The sequence below is a fragment of the Streptomyces sp. SGAir0957 genome (assembly GCF_043523415.1).
The window spans coordinates 6,860,762-6,885,568 of sequence record NZ_CP027293.1; the positions used below are offsets into that span (position 1 = coordinate 6,860,762).

The 24,807-nt window shown below is 71.3% G+C and carries 22 protein-coding genes; 21 read left to right on the plus strand and 1 reads right to left on the minus strand.

Annotated elements, in window-relative coordinates; translation table 11 throughout:
- Positions 1–2 precede the first annotated feature (2 nt).
- The 13 genes from C1N81_RS35960 (at position 3) to C1N81_RS36020 (ending at position 13,877) form a co-directional block, all read left to right on the plus strand.
- Positions 3–341 carry a DUF6167 family protein gene (locus C1N81_RS35960; RefSeq protein WP_394435531.1) on the plus strand — a complete coding sequence of 113 codons (339 nt, stop codon included), beginning with the start codon at positions 3–5 and terminating at the stop codon, positions 339–341.
- Positions 341–3,013 carry an alanine--tRNA ligase gene (gene alaS, locus C1N81_RS35965; protein WP_394435532.1) on the plus strand — a complete coding sequence of 891 codons (2,673 nt, stop codon included), beginning with the start codon at positions 341–343 and terminating at the stop codon, positions 3,011–3,013. Before C1N81_RS35960 ends, alaS begins: the two co-directional genes overlap by 1 nt.
- Positions 3,013–3,477 carry a Holliday junction resolvase RuvX gene (ruvX, locus tag C1N81_RS35970; RefSeq protein ID WP_394435533.1) on the plus strand — a complete coding sequence of 155 codons (465 nt, stop codon included), beginning with the start codon at positions 3,013–3,015 and terminating at the stop codon, positions 3,475–3,477. The genes alaS and ruvX overlap by 1 nt, the downstream gene beginning before the upstream one ends.
- Before the next feature lie 143 nt (positions 3,478–3,620).
- Positions 3,621–5,351 (plus strand): endolytic transglycosylase MltG, encoded by a 1,731-nt coding sequence (mltG, locus tag C1N81_RS35975; protein ID WP_394435534.1) that lies wholly within the window; start codon positions 3,621–3,623, stop codon positions 5,349–5,351.
- The gene (locus C1N81_RS35980) at positions 5,332–6,165 is read left to right on the plus strand and encodes a shikimate dehydrogenase (RefSeq protein WP_394435536.1); all 834 of its coding nucleotides are present in this window, start codon (positions 5,332–5,334) and stop codon (positions 6,163–6,165) included. Before mltG ends, C1N81_RS35980 begins: the two co-directional genes overlap by 20 nt.
- A 145-nt stretch (positions 6,166–6,310) precedes the next feature.
- Entirely contained in the window at positions 6,311–7,495 is a 1,185-nt protein-coding gene (gene aroC / locus C1N81_RS35985; RefSeq protein WP_394435537.1) for a chorismate synthase, read from the plus strand.
- Positions 7,492–8,007, plus strand: a complete 516-nt coding sequence (locus C1N81_RS35990; RefSeq protein WP_394435538.1) for a shikimate kinase — start codon at positions 7,492–7,494, stop codon at positions 8,005–8,007. Before aroC ends, C1N81_RS35990 begins: the two co-directional genes overlap by 4 nt.
- Positions 8,004–9,095: a 3-dehydroquinate synthase gene (aroB, locus tag C1N81_RS35995; protein WP_394435539.1), complete on the plus strand. Its 1,092-nt coding sequence runs from the start codon at positions 8,004–8,006 to the stop codon at positions 9,093–9,095. The genes C1N81_RS35990 and aroB overlap by 4 nt, the downstream gene beginning before the upstream one ends.
- A gap of 134 nt (positions 9,096–9,229) precedes the next feature.
- Complete coding sequence (locus C1N81_RS36000) at positions 9,230–10,054, plus strand: Pro-rich N-terminal domain-containing protein (RefSeq protein WP_394435540.1); 825 nt, start codon at positions 9,230–9,232, stop codon at positions 10,052–10,054.
- A gap of 77 nt (positions 10,055–10,131) precedes the next feature.
- A complete protein-coding gene (locus C1N81_RS36005) occupies positions 10,132–11,256 on the plus strand; it encodes an aminopeptidase P family protein (protein ID WP_394435542.1) in 1,125 nt (374 codons plus the stop codon).
- A 64-nt stretch (positions 11,257–11,320) separates the two neighbouring features.
- Positions 11,321–11,887, plus strand: a complete 567-nt coding sequence (gene efp / locus C1N81_RS36010) for an elongation factor P (RefSeq protein WP_394435543.1) — start codon at positions 11,321–11,323, stop codon at positions 11,885–11,887.
- A gap of 2 nt (positions 11,888–11,889) precedes the next feature.
- The gene (nusB, locus tag C1N81_RS36015; protein ID WP_394435544.1) at positions 11,890–12,324 is read left to right on the plus strand and encodes a transcription antitermination factor NusB; all 435 of its coding nucleotides are present in this window, start codon (positions 11,890–11,892) and stop codon (positions 12,322–12,324) included.
- 101 nt (positions 12,325–12,425) lie between these two features.
- Entirely contained in the window at positions 12,426–13,877 is a 1,452-nt protein-coding gene (locus tag C1N81_RS36020; protein WP_394435545.1) for a pyridoxal phosphate-dependent decarboxylase family protein, read from the plus strand.
- A gap of 78 nt (positions 13,878–13,955) precedes the next feature.
- On the opposite strand, the gene bldD is transcribed toward C1N81_RS36020, so the two are convergent.
- Entirely contained in the window at positions 13,956–14,456 is a 501-nt protein-coding gene (gene bldD, locus C1N81_RS36025; RefSeq protein ID WP_093894511.1) for a transcriptional regulator BldD, read from the minus strand.
- 254 nt (positions 14,457–14,710) lie between these two features.
- On the opposite strand from bldD, the gene pyrR reads away from it, so the two are divergent.
- The 8 genes from pyrR to pyrF all read left to right on the plus strand — a co-directional run bounded on the left by pyrR (position 14,711) and on the right by pyrF (position 24,752).
- On the plus strand, positions 14,711–15,283 hold the full coding sequence (gene pyrR / locus C1N81_RS36030; protein WP_394435546.1) for a bifunctional pyr operon transcriptional regulator/uracil phosphoribosyltransferase PyrR: 573 nt from the start codon (positions 14,711–14,713) through the stop codon (positions 15,281–15,283).
- Positions 15,284–15,389: 106 nt separating this feature from the next.
- On the plus strand, positions 15,390–16,367 hold the full coding sequence (locus C1N81_RS36035; protein ID WP_394435548.1) for an aspartate carbamoyltransferase catalytic subunit: 978 nt from the start codon (positions 15,390–15,392) through the stop codon (positions 16,365–16,367).
- Positions 16,368–16,369: 2 nt separating this feature from the next.
- The gene (locus C1N81_RS36040; protein ID WP_394435550.1) at positions 16,370–17,659 is read left to right on the plus strand and encodes a dihydroorotase; all 1,290 of its coding nucleotides are present in this window, start codon (positions 16,370–16,372) and stop codon (positions 17,657–17,659) included.
- Between the two features lie 23 nt (positions 17,660–17,682).
- A complete protein-coding gene (locus C1N81_RS36045; RefSeq protein ID WP_394438458.1) occupies positions 17,683–18,234 on the plus strand; it encodes a PH-like domain-containing protein in 552 nt (183 codons plus the stop codon).
- Entirely contained in the window at positions 18,231–19,373 is a 1,143-nt protein-coding gene (gene carA / locus C1N81_RS36050) for a glutamine-hydrolyzing carbamoyl-phosphate synthase small subunit (RefSeq protein WP_394435552.1), read from the plus strand. Before C1N81_RS36045 ends, carA begins: the two co-directional genes overlap by 4 nt.
- Positions 19,366–22,674, plus strand: coding sequence for a carbamoyl-phosphate synthase large subunit (carB, locus tag C1N81_RS36055; RefSeq protein WP_394435553.1), 3,309 nt, complete (start codon positions 19,366–19,368; stop codon positions 22,672–22,674). The genes carA and carB overlap by 8 nt, the downstream gene beginning before the upstream one ends.
- 123 nt (positions 22,675–22,797) lie before the next feature.
- The gene (locus C1N81_RS36060) at positions 22,798–23,910 is read left to right on the plus strand and encodes a quinone-dependent dihydroorotate dehydrogenase (RefSeq protein ID WP_394435555.1); all 1,113 of its coding nucleotides are present in this window, start codon (positions 22,798–22,800) and stop codon (positions 23,908–23,910) included.
- Positions 23,907–24,752, plus strand: a complete 846-nt coding sequence (gene pyrF / locus C1N81_RS36065; protein ID WP_394435557.1) for an orotidine-5'-phosphate decarboxylase — start codon at positions 23,907–23,909, stop codon at positions 24,750–24,752. Before C1N81_RS36060 ends, pyrF begins: the two co-directional genes overlap by 4 nt.
- The last annotated feature ends 55 nt before the right edge of the window (positions 24,753–24,807 follow it).

The window sequence follows — 24,807 nt, forward strand, 5'->3', positions numbered from 1 at the left end:
CGATGTTCCGCCGTACCTTCTGGTTCACCACGGGCGCCGCCGCCGGTGTGTGGGCCACCACCAAGGTCAACCGCAAGCTCAAGCAGCTGTCGCCGGAGAGCCTCGCCGTCCAGGCCGCCAACAAGGCGGTCGAGACCGGTCACCGGCTGAAGGACTTCGCCCTCGACGTCCGCGCCAACATGGCCGACCGCGAGGCCGAGCTCGGCGACGCGCTCGGCCTGACCGGACCGGCCGCGGACGAACTGCCCGAGCGCCGCTACGCGATCCTCGACAAGCGCGCCGGGGCAGCACCCAAGCACCTAGAGAACACGCACTACACCAACCGGAATGAGGACCACTGATGGAGTCGGCAGAAATCCGTCGCCGCTGGCTGAGCTTCTTCGAGGAGCGTGGCCACAAGGTCGTGCCCTCGGCGTCGCTCATCGCGGACGACCCGACTCTGCTGCTCGTCCCGGCGGGCATGGTGCCCTTCAAGCCCTACTTCCTGGGTGAGGTCAAGCCGCCCGCGCCGCGCGCCACCAGCGTGCAGAAGTGCGTGCGTACGCCGGACATCGAAGAGGTCGGCAAGACGACCCGGCACGGCACGTTCTTCCAGATGTGCGGCAACTTCTCCTTCGGCGACTACTTCAAGGAAGGCGCCATCAAGTACGCCTGGGAGCTGCTCACGACGCCCCAGGACAAGGGTGGCTACGGCCTGGAGCCGGAGAAGCTCTGGATCACCGTCTACCTGGACGACGACGAGGCCGAGCGCATCTGGCACGAGGTCGTCGGTGTGCCGAAGGAGCGCATCCAGCGCCTGGGCAAGAAGGACAACTTCTGGTCCATGGGCGTCCCCGGACCCTGCGGCCCCTGCTCCGAGATCAACTACGACCGCGGCCCCGAGTTCGGCGAAGAGGGCGGCCCCGCGGTCAACGACGAGCGGTACGTGGAGATCTGGAACCTGGTCTTCATGCAGTACGTGCGCGGTGCGGGCACCGGCAAGGACGACTTCGAGATCCTCGGCGAGCTGCCGTCGAAGAACATCGACACGGGGCTCGGCCTCGAGCGTCTCGCCATGATCCTGCAGGGCGTGCAGAACATGTACGAGACCGACACCCTGCGCGTCGTCATGGACAAGGCCACCGAGCTGACCGGCGTCCGCTACGGCGCCAAGCACGACACCGACGTCTCGCTGCGCGTCGTCGCCGACCACATCCGTACGTCCGCCATGCTCATCGGCGACGGTGTGACGCCGGGCAACGAGGGGCGTGGCTACGTCCTGCGCCGCATCATGCGCCGCGCCATCCGCAACATGCGCATCCTCGGCGCCACGGGTCCGGTCGTGAACGACCTGATCGGCGTCGTCATCGACACGATGGGTCTGCAGTACCCGGAGCTGATCACCGACCGCAAGCGCATCGAGACGGTCGCGCTCGCCGAGGAGGCCGCGTTCCTCAAGGCGCTCAAGGGCGGCACGAACATCCTGGACACGGCCGTCTCCGAAACCAAGGCGGCCGGCAAGTCGGTCCTCGCCGGTGACCAGGCGTTCCTGCTCCACGACACCTGGGGCTTCCCGATCGACCTCACCCTGGAGATGGCCGCCGAACAGGGCCTCTCGGTGGACGAGGACGGCTTCCGGCGGCTGATGAAGGAGCAGCGCGACCGGGCCAAGGCCGACGCGCAGGCCAAGAAGACCGGCCACGCCGACATGGGCGCCTACCGCGAGATCGCGGACGCCGCCGGTGCCACGGACTTCATCGGCTACTCCTCGACCTCCGGCGAGTCGACCATCGTCGGCCTCCTGGTCAACGGCGTCTCCTCGCCCGCCGCCACCGAGGGCGACGAGGTCGAGGTCGTCCTGGACCGCACCCCGTTCTACGCCGAGGGCGGCGGCCAGATCGGTGACACCGGCCGCATCAAGCTGGACAGCGGCGCGGTCATCGAGGTCCGCGACTGCCAGAAGCCGGTTCCCGGCGTCTACGTCCACAAGGGCGTCGTGCAGGTCGGCGAGGTGACCGTCGGCGCTCCGGCGCAGGCCGTCATCGACGTGACCCGGCGCCGGGCCATCGCCCGCGCGCACTCGGCGACGCACCTGACCCACCAGGCGCTGCGCGACGCGCTCGGCCCGACGGCCGCCCAGGCCGGTTCGGAGAACCAGCCGGGCCGCTTCCGCTTCGACTTCGGTTCGCCGTCCGCCGTGCCCACGGCCGTGATGACGGACGTCGAGCAGAAGATCAACGAGGTCCTCACCCGCGAGCTCGACGTGCAGGCCGAGGTCATGTCGATCGACGACGCCAAGAAGCAGGGCGCCATCGCCGAGTTCGGCGAGAAGTACGGCGAGCGCGTCCGCGTCGTCACCATCGGCGACTTCTCCAAGGAGCTGTGCGGCGGCACGCACGTGCACAACACCGCCCAGCTCGGCCTCGTCAAGCTGCTCGGCGAGTCGTCGATCGGTTCCGGCGTGCGCCGTATCGAGGCGCTGGTCGGCGTCGACGCGTACAACTTCCTCGCCAAGGAGCACACGGTCGTCGCCCAGCTCCAGGAGCTGGTCAAGGGCCGCAGCGAGGAGCTGCCGGAGAAGATCTCCGCGATGCTCGGCAAGCTGAAGGACGCCGAGAAGGAGATCGAGAAGTTCCGCGCGGAGAAGGTCCTCCAGGCCGCGGGCGGGCTCGCCGACTCCGCCAAGGACGTCCGCGGGGTCGCGCTCGTCACCGGCCAGGTCCCGGACGGCACCACCGCCGACGACCTGCGCAAGCTGGTCCTCGACGTGCGGGGCCGCATCCAGGGCGGCCGCGCCGCGGTCGTCGCCCTGTTCACCACGGTCAACGGCAAGCCGCTCACCGTCATCGCCACCAACGACGCCGCGCGCGACCGCGGCCTCAAGGCCGGTGACCTGGTCCGCACCGCCGCCAAGACGCTCGGCGGCGGTGGCGGCGGCAAGCCCGACGTCGCCCAGGGCGGCGGCCAGAACCCGGCCGCGATCGGCGACGCCATCGACGCCGTGGAGCGCATGGTCGCGGAGACGGCCAACTGATGCGCAGAGGCCGCCGGCTGGCGATCGACGTCGGGGACGCCCGGATCGGGGTCGCGTCCTGCGACCCCGACGGGATCCTCGCCACCCCCGTCGAGACGGTGCCGGGGCGTGACGTCCCGGCCGCCCACCGGCGGCTGCGCGCGCTCGTCGAGGAGTACGAGCCGATCGAGGTCGTCGTCGGCCTGCCCCGCTCCCTCAAGGGGGGCGAGGGCCCGGCGGCCACCAAGGTCCGCGCCTTCACGGCCGAGCTGGCGCGGGGCATCGCGCCCGTCCCCGTACGCCTGATCGACGAGAGGATGACCACGGTGACGGCGAGCCAGGGGCTGCGCGCCTCGGGCGTGAAGTCCAAGAAGGGCCGCTCTGTCATCGACCAGGCGGCCGCGGTCATCATCCTGCAGCAGGCCCTCGAGTCCGAACGGGCGTCAGGAACTGCTCCGGGCGAGGGCGTCGAAGTGGTTGTCTGATCGCGATACGGTAACGTTCCGCGCGAGCGGCGGCGTTCGAACAGCTGCCGCACAGCATCAAGAGGCGGAACGGTTGCCCTCGTGACCGATCGGACTTGGGATCGGACATGAGTTCCCCCCGCCTCGCGGCTTGTAGGGGATCGATGACTGAGTATGGCCGGGGCCAAGGCTCCGAACCGTGGCACCCCGAGGATCCCCTGTACGGGGACCAGGGGTGGGGGCAGCAGGCCGGACACGGCCAGCCTGCCTACGGCGGCCAGGGCGGTTACGACCCGCAGCAGCAGCCGCAGCAGCCGTACGAAGGCGACTGGGCGACGGGTCAGCACGCACAGCAGGGACAGCAGCCCGGCTACGGCCAGGACACCGGCTACGGGCAGCAGCAGGGCTACGGCCAGGACGCCGGATACGGGTATCCGCAGAACCAGGGCTACGGCCAGGACTCCGGCTACGGGCAGCAGGCGTACGGCGGGCCGCAGCAGCAGGGCGGCTGGGACCCCGCCGCCGCGCACGGCCAGACCCCGTACGTCGCCGACCCGACCGACCCCTACAACACCGGGCGCAGCGCCGCCTTCGGCGCGGAGCAGCCCGACTACTACGACACCCCCGGCGCCTACCCCCCGCCCGAGCCGCCGGGCCGCCGCGGCGCGCCCGAGGCCGCGCCGGCGGAGACGGAGTGGGACGCGGGCCCCGACCAGGGCGAGCACGCGTTCTTCAGCGGCGGTGACGACGAGGACGAGGACGACGAGGGCGCGGGCCGGGGAAGCCGCCGTGGCCGCGGGGAGAAGAAGCCGAAGAAGCGCCGCAGCGGCTGCGCCTGCCTGGTCCTGACCGTGATCTTCGCGGCCGGTGTCGGCGGCGTCGGCTACTTCGGCTACCAGTTCTACCAGGACCGTTTCGGCGCGGCCCCGGACTACGCGGGCGAGGGCAACGGCGAGACGGTCAGCGTCGTCATCCCCAAGGGCGCGGGCGGCTACGCCATCGGCCAGGCGCTCAAGGACGCCGGGGTCGTGCAGAGCGTCGACGCGTTCGTCGCCGCGCAGTCCGCCGACCCCAAGGGCCAGACGATCCAGGCCGGTGCCTACCTGTTGCAGAAGCAGATGTCGGCGGCGAGCGCGGTCGACATGATGCTCAGCCCGGAGGGCCGCGCGAACCTCACGATCCCCGAGGGCACGCGCAACGTCGTCGTCTACGAGAAGATCGACGAGAAGCTCAAGCTGGCCAAGGGCACCACGGCGAAGGTCGCGAAGAGCGACTACAAGAGTCTCGGCCTGCCCGGCTGGGCGCTGAACCACCCCGACGTGAAGGACCCGCTGGAGGGCTTCCTCTTCCCGTCGAGCTACGCGGCCGCCAAGGGCATGAAGCCCGAGGAAGTGCTGAAGCAGATGGTCGAACAGGCCAACGACCGGTACCGGAAGCTGGACCTCGAGGGGAAGGCGGACAGCCTCGGCCTCGAGGGCCCCTGGCAGGTCCTCACCGTGGCCAGCCTCGTCCAGGCCGAGGGCAAGACCCACGACGACTTCCGGCGCATGGCCGAGGTGGTCTACAACCGCCTCAAGCCGACGAACACGGAGACCAACCAGCTCCTGCAGTTCGACTCGACGTACAACTACCTCAAGGGGCAGAGCAAGATCAATATCGGGACGTCCGAGATCAACAAGGACAAGGACCCGTACAACACCTATACGACCAAGGGCCTGCCGCCCGGACCGATCGACAACCCCGGCGACGAGGCGTTCCTCGCGACCCTCGACCCGACGACCGACGGCTGGATGTACTTCGTCGCCACCGACGGCATGGACAAGACCGAGTTCGCGAAGACGCACACCGAGTTCGAGAAGCTGCGAGACAAGTTCAATGCCAGCCAGGACAACTGACCGCCGCCGGGCGGCCGTCCTCGGATCGCCCATCGCCCACTCCCTCTCCCCGCAGCTGCACACGGCGGCGTACGCGGCGCTCGGCCTGGACGACTGGACGTACGACCGCTTCGACGTCGACGAGGCGGGGATCGCGGAGTTCTTCGCCGGGCTCGGCCCCGAGTGGGCCGGGCTCTCGCTGACCATGCCGCTCAAGCGGGCCGTCATACCCCTGCTCGACGGCGTCACCGACACGGCGGCGTCCGTCGAGGCCGTGAACACCGTCGTGTTCCACGCCGACGGGCGCAGGACCGGCGACAACACCGACATCCCCGGGCTCGTGGCCGCGCTGCGCGAACAGGGCGTCGACAAGGTCGCCTCCGCCGCGATCCTGGGCGCCGGCGCCACCGCGTCCTCCGCGCTCGCCGCGCTCTCCCGGATCTGCTCCGGCGAAGTCGTCGCCTACGTCCGCAGTGAGCGGCGGGCCGAGGAGATGCGCGGCTGGGGCGAGCGGCTCGGCGTAGCGGTGCGCACCGCCGACTGGGCCGACGCGGCGGACGCGTTCGAGGCGCCGCTCGTGATCTCCACGACACCCAAGGGCGGCACCGACCACCTCACGGAGAAGCTGCCCGCGCGCGTGGGCACGCTGTTCGACGTGGTCTACGACCCCTGGCCGACCCCGCTCGCGGCGGCCTGGCAGCAGCGCGGCGGCGCCGTGCTCAGTGGCCTCGACCTCCTCGTGCACCAGGCGGTCTTCCAGTTCGAGCAGTTCACGGGCGAGACCCGGCCGGTGCTCGCCGCCATGCGCGAGGCGGGCCTGCGCGCGCTCGGCTGACCTTGCCGTACATGGTCCGGAGGACGGACAGGGCGACGGTGTGTCGGCGCGGCATGGGAGGATTCGGGAACACACGGTCGGGCCGGGCCGCGCTCGGTGCCCGCCCTACGAGCCGTAACGCAGAGCGCGAGCATGAGGAGCACCGTTGAGCAGGTTGCGCTGGCTGACCGCGGGGGAGTCGCACGGACCCGCACTTGTCGCGACGCTGGAGGGGCTTCCCGCCGGCGTTCCGATCACCACGGAGATGGTGGCGGACCACCTGGCCAGGCGGCGGCTCGGCTATGGGCGCGGCGCCCGGATGAAGTTCGAGCAGGACGAGATCACCTTCCTGGGCGGCGTCCGGCACGGCCTGTCCCTCGGCTCGCCGGTCGCGGTGATGGTCGGCAACACCGAGTGGCCCAAGTGGGAACAGGTCATGGCGGCCGACCCGGTCGACCCCGAGATCCTCGCGGGCCTCGCGCGAAACGCCCCGCTGACCCGGCCCCGGCCCGGCCACGCGGACCTCGCGGGCATGCAGAAGTACGGGTTCGACGAGGCGCGGCCGATCCTGGAGCGGGCCTCCGCGCGCGAGACCGCCGCGCGGGTCGCGCTCGGCGCCATCGCCCGGTCGTACCTGAAGGAGACGGCCGGGATCGAGATCGTCTCCCACGTCGTCGAGCTGTGTTCGGTGAAGGCGCCGCAGGGCGTGTACCCGACCCCGGCCGACGTGGAGAGGCTGGACGCCGACCCGCTGCGCTGCCTGGACGCCGACGCGTCGAAGGCGATGGTGGCCGAGGTCGACCAGGCCCACAAGGACGGCGACACCCTCGGCGGCGTCGTCGAGGTCCTCGCCTACGGCGTGCCCGTCGGTCTCGGCTCGCACGTGCACTGGGACCGCAAGCTCGACGCCCGCCTGGCCGGTGCGCTCATGGGCATCCAGGCCATCAAGGGCGTCGAGATCGGCGACGGCTTCGACCTCGCGCGCGTACCGGGCTCCAAGGCGCACGACGAGATCGTGAAGACGGACGAGGGCATCCGCCGCGTCTCCGGGCGCGCGGGCGGCACCGAGGGCGGCCTGTCCACCGGTGAACTGCTCCGCGTGCGCGCCGCGATGAAGCCGATCGCGACCGTGCCGCGCGCGCTGAAGACCGTCGACGTCGCCACCGGTGAGGCCACGCAGGCCCACCACCAGCGCTCCGACGTCTCCGCCGTGCCCGCGGCCGGGATCGTCGCCGAGGCCATGGTCGCGCTCGTCCTCGCGGACGCCGTGGCCGAGAAGTTCGGCGGCGACAGCGTCACCGAGACGCGCCGCAATGTCACGTCCTACCTCGACCACCTGCAGATCCGGTGAGCGGCCCGACCGTCGTCCTCGTCGGACCGATGGGCGTGGGCAAGTCGACGGTGGGCGGACTGCTCGCCGAGCGGCTCGGCGCCGCCTTCCGGGACACCGACGACGACATCGTGGCCGCGCAGGGCCGCGCCATCGCCGACATCTTCGTCGACGAGGGCGAGGCGCACTTCCGCGCCCTGGAGAAGGCCGCCGTCGCGGCCGCGCTCACCGAGCACACCGGCGTCCTCGCCCTGGGCGGCGGCGCGATCCTCGACGACGGCACGCGCGCGCTGCTCGCCGGGCACCCCGTCGTCTACCTCTCGATGGACGTCGAGGAGGCGGCCAAGCGGACCGGCCTGAACGTGGCCCGGCCGCTGCTCGCCGTCAACCCGCGCAAGCAGTGGCGCGAGCTGATGGAGGCGCGGCGCCATCTGTACACCGAGGTGGCCGCGGTCGTCGTGGCCACCGACGGCCGTGACCCCGAGGAGGTCGCCGAGGCCGTCCTCGACGCACTGGAGTTGAAGCAGGCATGACTGACGAAGTGACCCGGATCCAGGTCGGCGGCACCGCGGGGACCGACCCGTACGAGGTCCTGATCGGCCGCCAACTCCTCGGCGAACTGGGCTCGTTGATCGGTGACCGGGCCAAGCGGGTCGCCATCATCCACCCGGAGGCGCTGGCCGACACCGGCGACGCGCTCCGCGCCGACCTCGCCGAGCAGGGCTACGAGGCCGTCGCCATCCAGGTGCCCAACGCCGAGGAGGCCAAGACCGCCGAGGTCGCCGCCTACTGCTGGAAGGCGCTCGGGCAGTCCAACTTCACCCGCTCCGACGTCGTCGTCGGTGTCGGCGGCGGCGCCACCACGGACCTCGCCGGGTTCGTCGCGGCGACCTGGCTGCGCGGCGTACGCTGGATCGCCGTCCCCACCACGGTGCTCGCCATGGTGGACGCGGCGGTCGGCGGCAAGACCGGCATCAACACCGCCGAGGGCAAGAACCTCGTCGGTGCCTTCCACCCGCCGGTCGGCGTGCTCTGCGACCTCGCCGCCCTCGACTCCCTCCCGGTCCACGACTACGTGTCCGGGCTTGCCGAGATCATCAAGGCCGGTTTCATCGCCGACGAGCGGATCCTGGAGCTGATCGAGGAGGACCCGCAGGCGGCGCGCACCCCGGCGGGCCCGCACACCGCCGAGCTGATCGAGCGCTCCATCAAGGTCAAGGCCGAGGTCGTCTCCAGCGACCTGAAGGAGTCGGGCCTGCGCGAGATCCTCAACTACGGGCACACCCTCGGCCACGCGATCGAGAAGAACGAGCGCTACAAGTGGCGCCACGGCGCGGCCGTCTCCGTCGGCATGCTCTTCGCCGCCGAACTCGGCCGTCTCGCCGGGCGTCTGGACGACGCGACCGCCGACCGGCACCGCGCCGTCCTGGAGTCCGTCGGCCTCCCGCTGAGCTACCGCTACGACCAGTGGCTCAAGCTCCTGGAGAACATGAAGGTCGACAAGAAGTCCCGCGGCGACCTGCTGCGCTTCATCGTCCTCGACGGCCTCGGCAAGCCGACCGTCCTGGAGGGCCCGGACCCGGCCGTCCTCCTCGCCGCCTACGGCGAAGTGGCCGAATAGTTCCGCTGGTTGCGGTCAAGGCACGTCGTGACCTCCCCGGCCGTTCACACAACGGCGGCCGGGGACGGTACCTTTCGGTAGCGCCCTGATCGCCGGCGCCCCAATGACGGTCGTACGAGACGGAGTGGCACCGGATGCAGCACGCAGTGGGATCTCCGCTGCCACCGCCCCACCGGCCGGGGCACGGACCGGCCGGCCCCTGGCCGGCGCCGCAGCAGGCGCAGCAGCACCCCGGCGCGCCCGGGTTCACCGGCGCCCCGCCCCCGCAGGGCCCGCCGCCCGCGCAGGCGCCGCACCCGCAGGCGCCGCCGCGCGACACCACCGGGCACGTCCAGCTCCCGCCCGGCGCTCCCGTCGCCGTGCCGAGCCCGCCGCCCGCCCAGGCCCCCGCCGACCCGGCGGCGACCACCCTCGCGGTGCTCCTGATCGGCCCCGCGGGCGCGGGCAAGACCAGCGTCGCCAAGTACTGGGCGGATCAGCGCCGTGTCCCCACGGCCCACATCAGCCTCGACGACGTACGCGAATGGGTGCGCTCGGGGTTCGCCGACCCGCAGACGGGGTGGAACGACAACAGCGAGGCGCAGTACCGTCTCGCCCGCCGCACCTGCGGCTTCGCCGCCCGTAACTTCCTGGCGAACGGAATCTCCTGCATCCTCGACGACGCCGTCTTCCCGGACCGGCCCGTCGTCGGCCTCGGTGGCTGGAAGCGGCACGTCGGCCCGGGGCTGCTCCCCGTCGTCCTGCTGCCGGGCCTGGAGATCGTCCTGGAGCGCAACGCGCAGCGCAGCGGCAACCGCCGCCTCAGCGACGAGGAGGTCGCCGCGATCCACGGCCGGATGGCGGGCTGGTACGGCTCAGGGCTGCCGATCATCGACAATTCGCAGCTCGACGTGGCGGGCACGGCGCAGGTCCTGGACGAGGTCCTGGCCCGCGCCATCGCGAGCCCGCCCCAGTGGTGACCCCGTACAGCTAGCGGCGCCGCCCGTCCGGACGCGCTGAACCGGCCGCCCCGCCCGCCCGCTCGTACGTTGGCCTCATGGCAGAGGCGTACGCGGCACGACGGGACCGGCTCAGACAGCGCGCTACAGCGGGGGCGGGCGGCAGCGCGTCCGCCCTGGTGTCGCGCCCCGCCAACGTCCGCTACCTCACCGGGGCGGCCCCGCCCGGCGCCGTGCTGCTCGTCGGCGCGGACAGCGACGGCAGCGGCGACGCCCTGATCTGCGCGTTTCCGCCCAGCGGGCAGCCCGCCGAGGGCCGGACCGACGAGCGGCTGCGGGTGCGGCTCCTCGCGGCGTCCGGCGGGGACCCGGCCGTGGCCGCCGCCGACGTCGCGCTCGCGCAGGGCGCCGACTCGCTCGCCGTCGAGGAGCACCATCTGACGATGGCCAGGCACCGCGCGATCGGCTCGGTCGCGCCGGGGCTGCCGCTCACCGACCTGCACAAGGCCGTCGAGCAGTTGCGGCTGGTCAAGGACGAGGAGGAGATCTCCTGTCTGCGGATCGCCGCCGAGATCGCCGACCAGGCGCTCGGCGAACTCCTGGAGTCGATCCTCGTCGGCCGCACCGAGCGCCACCTCGCCCTCGAACTGGAACGTCGACTTGTCGACCATGGCGCCGACGGCCCCGCCTTCCCGACGAGCGTCGGCACGGGACCGCACTCGGGGCTCGGTGCCCACCGCCCCGGCGACCGCCGGGTCGAGGAGGGTGATTTCCTCTCCGTCTGCCTGGGCGCCACCTACCGCGGCTACCGCTGCGAGGTCGGCCGGACCTTCGTCATCGGGACCTCGCCCGCCGACTGGCAGATCGAGCTGTACGACCTCGTCTTCGCCGCTCAGCGGCAGGGCAGGGAGTCCCTGCTGCCCGGCGTCGAGTGCCGTGAGGTGGACCGGGCCGCCCGCCAGGTACTGGACGCGGCGGGCCACGGCGCGGGTCTCCCGCGGCTGACCGGACACGGGGTCGGACTCGAAATCGACGAGGACCCGCAATTGGCCCCCGCGGCCATGGGTAAACTGGACGCTTGTGTGCCGGTCACCGTCGAACCGGGGGTCCACCTCCCGGGCCGGGGCGGTGTCCGGATCGATGACACGCTCGTCGTCCGCCCCGAGGCGGACGGCGGACCCGAGCTACTCACCATCACGACCAAGGAGCTGCTCGCGCTGTAGCCGAAGGCTGCGCGCCGTGCCGTGCCCCGGGGTCGTCCACGTCAGTCCAGGAGATTCCGCAACCGTGGCTTCCACGAACGACCTCAAGAACGGCCTGGTGCTCAAGCTCGAAGGCGGCCAGCTCTGGTCCGTCGTCGAGTTCCAGCACGTCAAGCCCGGCAAGGGCCCGGCCTTCGTGCGCACCAAGCTCAAGAACGTGCTCTCCGGCAAGGTCGTCGACAAGACGTTCAACGCCGGCGTCAAGGTCGAGACGGCCACGATCGACAAGCGCGACATGCAGTTCTCGTACATGGACGGCGACTACTTCGTCTTCATGGACATGGAGACCTACGACCAGCTGCACGTCGACCGCAAGGCCGTCGGCGACGCCGCCAACTTCCTGATCGAGGGCTTCAACGCCTCGGTCGCGCAGCACGAGGGCGAGGTGCTCTTCGTCGAGCTGCCGGCCGCCGTCGAGCTGACCATCAAGGAGACGGAGCCGGGCGTCCAGGGCGACCGTTCCACCGGTGGCACCAAGCCCGCCATCCTGGAGACCGGCCACCAGATCCAGGTCCCGCTCTTCATCACGCAGGGCGAGAAGATCAAGGTCGACACCCGTGACAGCGGCTACCTCGGCCGGGTGAACAGCTAACCGTGGCTGCCCGTAACACGGCCCGTAAGCGCGCCTTCCAGATCCTCTTCGAGGCGGACCAGCGCGGCGACTCCGTCACGACGGTCCTCGCGGACTGGATCCGGCACTCCCGCACCGACACGCGGCAGCCGCCCGTCAGCGAGTACACGATGGAGCTGGTCGAGGGGTACGCGCAGTACGCGGCCCGGATCGACGAGCTGATCGCGCAGTACGCCGTCGGGTGGACGCTGGACCGGATGCCGGTCGTCGACCGCAACATCGTGCGGCTCGGTGCCTACGAGCTGGTCTGGGTCGACGGGACCCCGGACGCCGTGGTGCTCGACGAGGCCGTCTCGCTGGCCAAGGAGTTCTCCACCGACGAGTCCCCGGCGTTCATCAACGGGCTTCTGGGCCGCTTCAAGGACCTGAAGCCCTCGCTCCGCCGCGACCAGGCATAACCGCCGCGAAGCGCACGTACCACCGCAGGCCCGAAGCAGAACCTGAACAATGTTCTGCTTCGGGCCTGGTGCGTTCTCCCGCCCCTCACTAGGTTCTGGCCATGCCTCAGCCGAGTGAGCCCCCGACGTCGACCGATCCGCTCCTGGCGCGCCTCGCCGCACTGCGCGCGGGCGACCTCCCCGTGCGCGGCGGGCGCACCATGGCCTACGTCTACGACTCCGGGCTCGACGGCCTGGAGGAGCTCGCGCACGCCGCGCACGCCGCCTTCGCCGGGGTCAACGGGCTCGACATGACGGCCTTCCCCAGCGTCGTCGAGCTGGAGAACGACCTGGTGCGCCGCGCCACCACCCTCCTCGGCGGCGCCGCGGGCACCTTCACCAGCGGCGGCACCGAGAGCTGCCTGCTCGCCGTCCTGACCGCCCGGCAGCACGCCCGCCGCACGCGGGGCGTGACCGAGCCCGAGCTGGTCCTTCCCGAGACGGCGCACGCCGCGTTCCACAAGGCCGCCGAGCTGTTCGGGCTGCGGGTGGTGAGCGCGCCCGTCGACCCGCACACGTTCCGGGTGCGCGCGGCGGACATGGCGGCCGCGATCACCGACCGCACCGCCCTGGTCGTGGTCTCCGCGCCCTCGTACGCGCACGGTGTCATCGACCCGGTGACGGAGGTGGCGGCCGAGGCGGCGCGCCGCGGGGCGCTCTGCCACGTGGACGCCTGCATCGGGGGCTGGTACCTGGGCCATCTGCGCGGGGTGCCGGGCGGGCCCGGGGTCACGCCGTTCGACCTGCGGGTCCCCGGCGTCACGTCCCTCTCCGTGGACCTGCACAAGTACGCCTACACCCCGAAGGGCGCCTCGCTCCTCCTCTTCCGGGACGCCGGGCTGCGCCGCCATGGCTGGTTCGCGCACGCCTCCTGGCCCGGCTACCCCGTGGTCAACGCGACGCTCCAGGGCACCAAGGCGGCCGGACCGCTCGCCGCGGCCTGGACCGTGACCGAGCGCGTCGGAACCGAGGGTTACGCCGCGTTGTCGGCTCGCGTGCACAGGGCGACCCTGGCCCTCGCCCGGGGCATCGAAGGAATCGCGGGGCTGAGACTGCTCGCGCGGCCGGACGCGTCACTGCTCGCGGTCACCGCCGATGATCCGGACATCGACGTGTTCGTGGTCGCCGACGAGATCCGGGGGAGCGGCTGGTACCTCCAGCCGCAGCCCGCCTTCGGCGCCTCCCCGGCCAACCTGCATCTGACGGTGACCGCCGCGGTCGCCGACGAGGAGACCGTACGGCTGCTGCTCGCCGATCTGGAGAAGGCGGTGGCGCGGGCGCGCGGGGCCGGTCCGGTGCGGGTGGACCCGGCGATCGCCGAGGCCGCCGCGGCGCTCGACCCGGACGCGCTCACCCCGGAGGAGGTCGAGGTGGCGCTGGCCCTCGCGGGCGTCGGCGCGGACGGACGGCTCCCGGAGCGGATGGCGCCGGTGCTCGCGGTCCTCCAGGCGCTGCCGCCGAGGCTGAGCGAGCGACTGCTGCCCGAGGTCATCGGCCGCCTCTATGGAGGGTGAGAACGGCTGAGGGGCGGAGCCGGCCGGCTCCGCCCCTCAGGGTGTGACGTTTCTTCGGTACGTCAGTAAAAGGGCCGATCAGGCCTCTTCGTGCGCCACCGCACGCCGCGCGTCCGCGTCCAGGACGCCCCAGCTGATCAGCTGCTCGGTCAGGACCGAGGGCGACTGGTCGTAGATGACCGCAAGAGTGCGCAGGTCGTCCTGGCGGATCGAGAGCACCTTGCCGTTGTAGTCACCGCGCTGCGACTGGATCGTGGCGGCGTACCGCTGCAGCGGGCCCGCCTTCTCCGGCGGCACGTGGGCCAGGCGCTCAAGGTCCAGGACGAGCTTCGGCGGCGGCTCGGCGGCCCCGCCCGGGGTCGTGCCCGGCAGCAGCTCCTGCACCGGAACCCCGTAGAAGTCCGCCAGCTCGGCAAGGCGCTGCACGGTCACGGCGCGGTCGCCGCGCTCGTACGACCCGACCACGACCGCCTTCCAGCGTCCCTGGGACTTCTCCTCGACACCGTGAAGGGAAAGGCCCTGCTGGGTACGGATCGCACGGAGCTTGGCCCCGAGCTGTTTGGCGTATTCGCTGGACATATAGCTCCCCGGACACTGCATCACTGTGCGGCTGCGCCGCGTGGCTGGTAACTCACTGTGAGGTTACGCAGCGTTACTTGGCCGCGTCAAGCCGAATGGTCCGTACCGACCTTCTCCCAAATCGGGCGATCTCGCACCTCGTGCGCTCCGCCAGGGGGGTGATCAGCGGTGTTCGGCGGCTGGTAGTGTGGATGGCGCAATTCCGACGTCCTTTAAGATCCGTCCCGTGAGGCGGAGAAGGGGGTCCGTTTCGTATGGACACGCAGAATTCCGATGCCCGGTCCGTCCTCGAAGGTCCTGACATCGCCCGGGTGCTGACCCGTATCGCCCACGAGATCGTCGAGCGCGCCAAGGGCGCGGAGGACGTGGTCCTCCTGGGCATCCCCACGCGAGGCGTCTTCCTCGCCCGCCGCCTGGCCGAGAAGCTCGAGGAGATCACCGGCCGCGCCGTTCCCGTCGGCTCCCTCGACATCACGATGTACCGCGACGACCTGCGCATGCACCCGCCGCGCGCGCTCGCCCGCACCGACATCCCCGGTGAGGGGATCGACGGCCGCCTCGTGGTCCTCGTCGATGACGTGCTCTTCTCCGGCCGCACCATCCGCGCCGCCCTCGACGCCCTGAACGACATCGGGCGCCCGCGCGCCGTGCAGCTCGCGGTCCTCGTCGACCGGGGCCACCGCGAACTCCCGATCCGCGCCGACTACGTCGGCAAGAACCTCCCCACGTCGCTGCGCGAGACGGTCAAGGTCCAGCTCGCCGAGGAGGACGGCCGCGACGCCGTGCTGCTCGGTGCCAAGCCGGACACCAAGGCGGCCGAGCAGTAGCCACCCCGCGCGCGTGCGCGCCCGTACCGGGCCGTACGCCCCCGCAGGTGTGCCCTCGCGCGCCCGTATGCCCCTTATGTTCTGATCTTCCCTACGGAGCACCCCGATGATGCGACACCTCATCTCGGCCGCCGACCTCAGCCGCGACGACGCCGTCCTCATCCTCGACACCACCGAGGAGATGGCCCGCGTCGCCGACCGGCCCATCAAGAAGCTGCCCGCCCTGCGCGGACGGACCGTCTGCAACCTCTTCTTCGAGGACTCGACCCGGACCCGGATCTCCTTCGAGGCCGCGGAGAAGCGGCTGTCCGCGGACGTCATCAACTTCGCCGCCAAGGGCTCCAGCGTCTCCAAGGGCGAGTCCCTGAAGGACACCGCGCAGACCCTGGAGGCGATGGGCGTCGACGCCGTCGTCATCCGGCACGGCGCGTCCGGCGCCCCGTACCGGCTCGCCAACTCCGGCTGGATCGACGCCCCGGTGATCAACGCCGGGGACGGCACCCACCAGCACCCCACGCAGGCGCTCCTGGACGCCTTCACGATGCGCCGCCGCCTGGTCGGCGCGGACACGGGGATCGGCAAGGGCCTCGACGGCAAGCGCGTCACGCTCGTCGGCGACGTCCTGCACAGCCGCGTCGCCCGCTCCAACGTCGACCTGCTGCACACGCTCGGCGCCGAGGTCACGCTCGTCGCGCCGCCCACCCTGCTCCCCGTCGGCGTGGAGACCTGGCCCTGCGAGGTCTCGTACGACCTCGACTCCACGCTCCCCAAGTCCGACGCCGTGATGATGCTGCGCGTGCAGCGCGAGCGCATGAACGCCGCGTTCTTCCCGACCGAGCGCGAGTACTCGCGCCGCTACGGCCTGGACGGCGACCGCATGGCGAAGATGCCGGAGCACGCCATCGTCATGCACCCAGGGCCGATGGTCCGCGGCATGGAGATCACCGCCGAGGTCGCCGACTCCGACCGCTGCACCGCCATCGAGCAGGTCGCCAACGGCGTCCACACCCGGATGGCCGTCCTCTACCTGCTGCTCGGCGGCGCCGAGCCCGCCGTCACCCACTCGCGTACCGAGGAGAAGTAACCATGAGCAAGATCCTGATCCGCGGTGCGAAGGTGCTCGGCGGCGAGCCGCAGGACGTCCTGATCGACGGGGCCGTCATTGCCGAGGTCGGCAGCGGCCTCGGCACGGAAGGCGTCGACCAGGTCGTCGAGGCCGACGGCAAGGTGCTGCTTCCGGGCCTCGTCGACCTGCACACGCACCTGCGCGAGCCCGGCCGTGAGGACTCCGAGACCGTCCTCACCGGCACCCGGGCCGCCGCCTCCGGTGGCTACACCGCCGTGTTCGCCATGGCCAACACCTTCCCCGTGGCCGACACCGCCGGCGTCGTCGAGCAGGTGTACCGGCTCGGCCAGCAGCACGGCTACTGCGACGTGCAGCCGATCGGCGCCGTCACCGTGGGCCTTGAGGGCCAGAAGCTCGCCGAGCTGGGCGCCATGCACGACTCCACCGCGGGCGTCACCGTCTTCTCCGACGACGGCAAGTGCGTCCACGACGCCGTGATCATGCGCCGCGCCCTGGAGTACGTGAAGGCGTTCGGCGGCGTCGTCGCCCAGCATGCGCAGGAGCCCCGCCTCACCGAGGGCGCCCAGATGAACGAGGGCACCGTCTCCGCCGAGCTGGGCCTCGGCGGCTGGCCCGCCGTCGCCGAGGAGTCGATCATCGCCCGGGACGTGCTGCTCGCCGAGCACGTCGGCTCCCGCGTCCACATCTGCCACCTCTCGACCGCCGGGTCCGTGGAGATCGTCCGCTGGGCCAAGTCCCGCGGCATCGACGTGACCGCCGAGGTGACCCCGCACCACCTGCTCCTCACCGACGAGCTGGTGCGCTCGTACAACCCGGTCTACAAGGTGAACCCGCCGCTGCGCACCGAGAAGGACGTCATGGCGCTGCGCGAGGCGCTCGCCGACGGCACGATCGACATCGTCGCCACCGACCACGCCCCGCACCCGCACGAGGACAAGGACTGCGAGTGGGCCGCCGCCGCCATGGGCATGGTCGGCCTGGAGACGGCGCTCAGTGTCGTGCAGCAGACCATGGTGGAGACCGGGCTGCTCGACTGGGCCGGTGTCGCCGACCGCATGTCCTTCAAGCCCGCGGAGATCGGGCAGGCCAAGGGGCACGGACGGCCCGTCTCGGCAGGTGAGCCCGCCAACCTCGTTCTGGTCGACGCGGACTACCGTGGAAGCGTTGACCCCGCGGGCTTCGCCTCCCGCAGCCGCAACACCCCTTACGAGGGCCGTGAGCTGCCGGGGCGCGTCACCCACACCTGGCTGCGGGGCAAGGCCACCCTCGCCGACGGGAAGCTCGCGTGACACCTCTGCACCCCATCCGCCCGATGGTCCTGGCCGCCGAACAGAAGTCGGCGGACGTGACCGACTGGGCCGACCGCATCGGCTGGGTCGTCGGACTGCTCCTCTTCATCGCCCTCGTGTACTGGCTGATGCGCCAGGGCTGGAAGTGGCGCGGCACGCTGCAAGGCGACGTACCGCCCCTGCCGCAGTCGCCCGAGACGCCGGGTGAGCCGAAACTGAGCATGAGCGGTCGCTACCACGGCTCCACCACCGCCGGGCAGTGGCTCGACCGCATCGTCGCGCACGGCCTGGGCACCCGCAGCCGCGTCGAGCTGACCCTGACCGACGCCGGACTCGACGTCGTACGTCCCGGGGCGGCCGACTTCTTCGTCCCGGCGGACGCGCTGCGCGAGGCGAGGCTCGACAAGGGCATCGCCGGCAAGGTGCTCACGGAGGGCGGTCTCCTGATCGTCACCTGGGCCCACGGCGACAAGCTGATCGACTCCGGCTTCCGCGCGGACCACGCCGCCGAGCAGGCCGAGTGGGTCACCACCATCAACGACATGATCAACACGACGGAAGGCACCGCACGATGACCACCTCCACAAGGGGAGCCAGCAAGGTTCCCGCCGTTCTCGTCCTGGAGGACGGCCGGGTGTTCCGCGGCCGCGCCTACGGGGCCGTGGGGGAGACCTTCGGCGAGGCCGTCTTCTCCACCGGCATGACCGGCTACCAGGAGACCCTCACCGACCCGTCGTACGACCGCCAGATCGTGGTCGCCACCGCCCCGCAGATCGGCAACACGGGCTGGAACGACGAGGACGACGAGTCGGCCCGCATCTGGGTCTCCGGCTACGTCGTGCGCGACCCCGCGCGCGTGCCGTCCAGCTGGCGCTCCAAGCGCAGCCTGGACGACGAGCTGAGCGCCCAGAACATCGTCGGCATCAGCGGCATCGACACCCGCGCCCTCACCCGCCACCTGCGCGAGCGCGGCTCCATGCGCTCCGGCATCTTCTCCGGCGAGACCCTTGCCCCCGACGCCGAGCTGGTCGCCAAGGTGCAGGCGCAGCCGCAGATGAAGGGCGCGAGCCTGTACGAGGAGGTCGCCACCAAGGAGGCCTACGTCGTCCCCGCGGTCGGCGAGAAGCGGTTCACCGTCGCCGCCATCGACCTCGGCATCAAGGGCATGACCCCGCACCGCATGGCCGAGCGCGGCATCGAGGTGCACGTCCTGCCCGCCACGGCCACCGAGGAGGAGGTCTACGCGGTCGCCCCCGACGGCGTCTTCTTCTCCAACGGGCCCGGCGACCCGTCCACCGCCGAAGGCCCGGTCGCGCTGATGCGCGCCGTCCTCGCCCGCAGGACGCCGCTGTTCGGCATCTGCTTCGGCAACCAGATCCTCGGCCGCGCCCTCGGCTTCGGCACGTACAAGCTGAAGTACGGCCACCGCGGCATCAACCAGCCGGTGCAGGACCGCACCACCGGCAAGGTCGAGGTCACCGCGCACAACCACGGCTTCGCCGTGGACGCGCCGCTCGACAAGGTCAGCGAGACGCCCTTCGGCCGCGCCGAGGTCTCCCACGTCTGCCTGAACGACCAGGTCGTCGAAGGTCTCCAGCTGCTCGACCAGCCGGCCTTCTCCGTCCAGTACCACCCGGAGGCGGCGGCAGGTCCGCACGACGCCGCCTACCTGTTCGACCGTTTCGTCACCCTGATGGAGGGCCAGCGTGCCTAAGCGCTCCGATATCCAGTCCGTCCTGGTCATCGGCTCCGGCCCGATCGTCATCGGCCAGGCCGCCGAGTTCGACTACTCCGGCACCCAGGCGTGCCGCGTCCTCAAGTCCGAGGGCCTGCGCGTCATCCTCGTCAACTCCAACCCGGCGACGATCATGACCGACCCGGAGATCGCCGACGCCACGTACGTCGAGCCGATCACCCCCGAGTTCGTCGAGAAGATCATCGCCAAGGAGCGCCCCGACGCGCTCCTGCCGACCCTCGGCGGCCAGACCGCGCTCAACACCGCGATCTCCATGCACGACCAGGGTGTCCTCGACAAGTACGGCGTCGAGCTGATCGGCGCCAACGTGGAGGCGATCAACAAGGGCGAGGACCGCGACCTCTTCAAGGACGTCGTCGAGGAGGTCCGCAAGAAGATCGGGCACGGCGAGTCCGCTCGCTCGGTGATCTGCCACTCCATGGACGACGTGCTCCAGGGCGTCGACACGCTCGGCGGCTACCCCGTCGTCGTGCGCCCCTCCTTCACGATGGGCGGCGCCGGTTCCGGCTTCGCGCACGACGAGGAGGAGCTGCGCCGCATCGCCGGTCAGGGCCTCACGCTCTCCCCGACCACCGAGGTGCTCCTTGAGGAGTCCATCCTCGGCTGGAAGGAGTACGAGCTGGAGCTGATGCGCGACAAGAACGACAACGTCGTGGTCGTCTGCTCCATCGAGAACTTCGACCCGATGGGCGTGCACACCGGCGACTCGATCACCGTCGCGCCCGCGATGACGCTGACCGACCGCGAGTACCAGCGCCTGCGCGACATCGGCATCGCGATCATCCGCGAGGTCGGCGTCGACACCGGCGGCTGCAACATCCAGTTCGCGATCAATCCCGAAGACGGCCGCGTCATCGTCATCGAGATGAACCCGCGCGTCTCCCGCTCCTCGGCGCTCGCGTCGAAGGCCACCGGCTTCCCGATCGCGAAGATCGCCGCCAAGCTGGCCGTCGGCTACACGCTCGACGAGATCCCGAACGACATCACCGAGAAGACCCCGGCCTCCTTCGAGCCGACGCTCGACTACGTGGTCGTGAAGGCCCCGCGCTTCGCCTTCGAGAAGTTCCCGAGCGCCGACTCCACCCTCACCACCACCATGAAGTCGGTCGGCGAGGCCATGGCCATCGGCCGCAACTTCACCGAGGCGTTCCAGAAGGCGCTGCGCTCCCTGGAGAAGAAGGGCAGCCAGTTCACCTTCGTCGGCCCCGTCGGCGACAAGAAGGAGCTGCTCGAAGCCTCCGTCCGCCCGACCGACGGCCGCATCAACACCGTCATGCAGGCGATCCGGGCCGGTGCCACGCCCGAGGAGGTCTTCGACTACACGAAGATCGACCCCTGGTTCGTGGACCAGCTGTTCCTCATCAAGGAGGTCGCCGACGAGCTGGCCGCCGCCGAGCGCCTCGACGCGGACCTGCTCGCGGAGGCCAAGCGCCACGGCTTCTCCGACCAGCAGATCGCCGAACTGCGCGGCCTGCGCGAGGACGTCGTCCGCGAGGTCCGGCACGCGCTCGGGGTCCGCCCGGTCTACAAGACGGTCGACACCTGCGCCGCCGAGTTCGCCGCGAAGACGCCGTACTTCTACTCCTCCTACGACGAGGAGTCCGAGGTCGCGCCCCGCGAGAAGCCCGCGGTGATCATCCTGGGCTCGGGCCCGAACCGCATCGGCCAGGGCATCGAGTTCGACTACTCCTGCGTCCACGCCTCCTTCGCGCTCAGCGACGCGGGCTACGAGACGGTGATGGTCAACTGCAATCCGGAGACCGTCTCCACCGACTACGACACCTCCGACCGCCTGTACTTCGAGCCGCTGACGCTCGAAGACGTGCTCGAAATCGTGCACGCGGAGTCCCTGGCCGGGCCGATCGCGGGCGTCGTCGTCCAGCTCGGCGGCCAGACCCCGCTGGGCCTCGCCCAGGCGCTCAAGGACAACGGCGTCCCCGTCGTCGGCACCCCGCCCGAGGCGATCCACGCCGCCGAGGACCGCGGCGCCTTCGGCCGCGTCCTCGCCGAGGCCGGACTCCCCGCGCCCAAGCACGGCACCGCCACCACGTTCGCGGAAGCGAAGGCGATCGCCGACGAGATCGGCTACCCGGTCCTCGTCCGCCCGTCCTATGTGCTCGGCGGCCGCGGCATGGAGATCGTCTACGACGAGACCCGCCTCTCCTCCTACATCGAGGAGTCCACCGAGATCAGCCCGAGCCGCCCCGTGCTCGTGGACCGCTTCCTCGACGACGCCATCGAGATCGACGTCGACGCCCTCTACGACGGCGAGGAGCTCTACCTCGGCGGCGTCATGGAGCACATCGAGGAGGCCGGCATCCACTCCGGCGACTCGGCGTGCGCCCTGCCCCCGATCACCCTCGGCGGCTTCGACATCAAGCGCCTGCGCGCCTCCACCGAGGGCATCGCCAAGGGCGTCGGCGTACGCGGCCTGATCAACATCCAGTTCGCCCTCGCCGGGGACATCCTCTACGTCCTGGAGGCCAACCCGCGCGCGTCGCGCACCGTCCCCTTCACCTCGAAGGCGACCGCGGTGCCGCTCGCCAAGGCCGCCGCCCGCATCTCGCTCGGCGCCACCATCGCCGAGCTGCGCGCGGAGGGCCTGCTGCCGAAGCACGGCGACGGCGGCACGCTCCCGCTCGACGCGCCGATCTCCGTCAAGGAGGCCGTTATGCCCTGGTCGCGCTTCCGCGACATCCAGGGCCGCGGCGTCGACACGGTCCTCGGCCCGGAGATGCGCTCCACCGGCGAGGTCATGGGCATCGACACCGTCTTCGGCACGGCGTACGCCAAGTCGCAGGCGGGCGCCTACGGGCCGCTGCCCACGAAGGGCCGCGCGTTCATCTCGGTCGCCAACCGCGACAAGCGCTCGATGATCTTCCCGGCGCGCGAGCTGGTCGCCCACGGCTTCGAGCTGCTCGCCACCTCCGGCACCGCCGAGGTCCTCAAGCGCAACGGCATCAACGCCACCATCGTGCGCAAGCAGTCCGAGGGCGAGGGCCCGAACGGCGAGAAGACGATCGTCCAGCTGATCCACTCCGGCGACGTCGACCTCATCGTCAACACCCCGTACGGCACCGGCGGCCGCCTCGACGGCTACGAGATCCGCACGGCGGCCGTGGCCCGCTCCGTCCCCTGCCTGACGACGGTCCAGGCGCTCGCCGCCGCCGTCCAGGGCATCGACGCCCTCACCCACGGCGACGTCGGCGTCCGCTCCTTGCAGGAACACGCGGAACACCTGACCGCGGCCCGCGACTAGCGCCCTTGAGGGGGACACCGGAAACGGTGTCCCCCTCTTCATGAGGCCCGCTCTTCGCATCTTCATGAGGCCCGCTCTTCGCAAGGCCCGCCGCCGACTCAGGCTCGTCAAGAGGACTTGATCATGTACAAGCTGTTCTTCCACCTCGTCTTCAAGCGCATGGACCCCGAGAAGGCCCACTACGCCGCCTTCCGCTGGATCCGCGGCGCCGCCCGTGTCCCCGTCCTGCGCACCTACATCGCCGCCGCCCTGGCGCCGCGCTACAAGGAGCTGCGCACCGAGGCCCTCGGCCTGCGGATGCACGGCCCCTTCGGTCTGGCCGCAGGGTTCGACAAGAACGCTGTCGCGATCGACGGCATGGCGATGCTCGGCTTCGACCACGTCGAGATCGGCACCGTCACGGGCGAGGCGCAGCCCGGCAACCCGAAGAAGCGCCTCTTCCGGCTCGTCCAGGACCGCGCGCTCATCAACCGCATGGGCTTCAACAATGAGGGCTCGCTCGCCGTCGCGGCCCGCCTGGCGTCCCGCAACCCGGTCTTCAGGACGACGGTCGGGGTGAACATCGGCAAGACCAAGGTGGTCGCCGAGGCCGACGCCGCGTCGGACTACGTGAAGTCGACCGAGCGCCTTGCCGCCTTCGCCGACTACCTCGTCGTCAACGTCTCCTCGCCCAACACCCCGGGCCTGCGCAACCTCCAGGCCACGGAGGCGCTGCGCCCGCTGCTCACCGCCGTGCGCGAGGCCGCCGACCGCACCGTGCGCTCGCGCCGCGTCCCGCTCCTGGTGAAGATCGCGCCCGACCTCGCCGACGAGGACATCGACGCGGTCGCCGACCTCGCCGTCGAACTCGGCCTGGACGGCGTCATCGCCACCAACACCACGATCTCCCGCGAGGGACTGCGCACCCGGGGCGCTGTCGTCGACGAGACGGGCGGCCTGTCCGGAGCGCCGCTCAAGGAGCGCTCCCTGGAGGTCCTGAGGCGCCTCTACGCGCGCGTGGGCGACCGGCTCACCCTGGTCGGTGTCGGCGGCGTCGAGAACGCCGAGGACGCCTGGCTGCGCATCCTCGCCGGCGCCACCCTGGTCCAGGGCTACTCGGCCTTCATCTACGAGGGCCCGTTCTACGCCCGCGCGATCCACAAGGGCCTCGCCGCGCGCCTGAACAACTCCCCGTACGCCACGCTCGCCGACGCGGTCGGCGCCGATGTGAAGAAGAGGAAGGCCGAGGCCGCATGAGTGTCGACGAACCCTTCGGCGCCCGGCTGCGCCGCGTCATGGACGAGCGCGGCCCGCTCTGCGTCGGCATCGACCCGCACGCCGCCCTGCTCTCCTCCTGGGGCCTGAGCGACGACATCGCGGGCCTGGAGGCCTTCACGCGCACGTCGGTCGAGGCGCTGGCCGACACCGTCGCCGTGGTGAAGCCCCAGGCGGCGTTCTTCGAGCGGTTCGGCTCGCGCGGCATCGCCGTCCTGGAGCGCGCCGTCGCCGACCTGCGCGCGGCGGGCACCCTCGTCGTCATGGACGCCAAGCGCGGGGACATCGGCTCGACCATGGCCGCGTACGCGGAGACCTTCCTGCACAAGGACTCCCCGCTGTTCTCCGACGCCCTGACGGTGTCCCCGTACCTCGGCTACGGGTCGCTGAAGCCCGCCGTCGACCTCGCGCGCGCGTCGGGCGCGGGCCTCTTCGTCCTCGCGCTCACCTCCAACCCGGAGGGCGGCGAGGTGCAGCACGCGGTGCGCGCCGACGGCCGCAATGTCGGCGCGACGATGCTCGCCCACCTTGCCGAGGAGAACGCGGGGGAGAGCCCGCTCGGCTCCTTCGGCGCGGTCGTCGGCGCGACGCTCGGCGACCTGTCGTCCTACGAGCTCGGGATCAACGGCCCGCTCCTCGCCCCCGGCATCGGGGCGCAGGGTGCCACCGCCGCGGATCTGCCGACGGTCTTCGGCGCCGCGGTGCGCAATGTCGTGCCGAACGTGAGCCGCGGCGTCCTCAAGGCGGGACCCTCCGTCGCGGCCCTGCGGGACGCGGCCGTGCGGTTCGCGGACGAGGTGCGTGAGGCGGTCGAGGGCGCCTGATGGCAGGTGCTCCGGGGTGGCACTCGGTGCCGACTTTCCGGCCCGCGTCCGAATC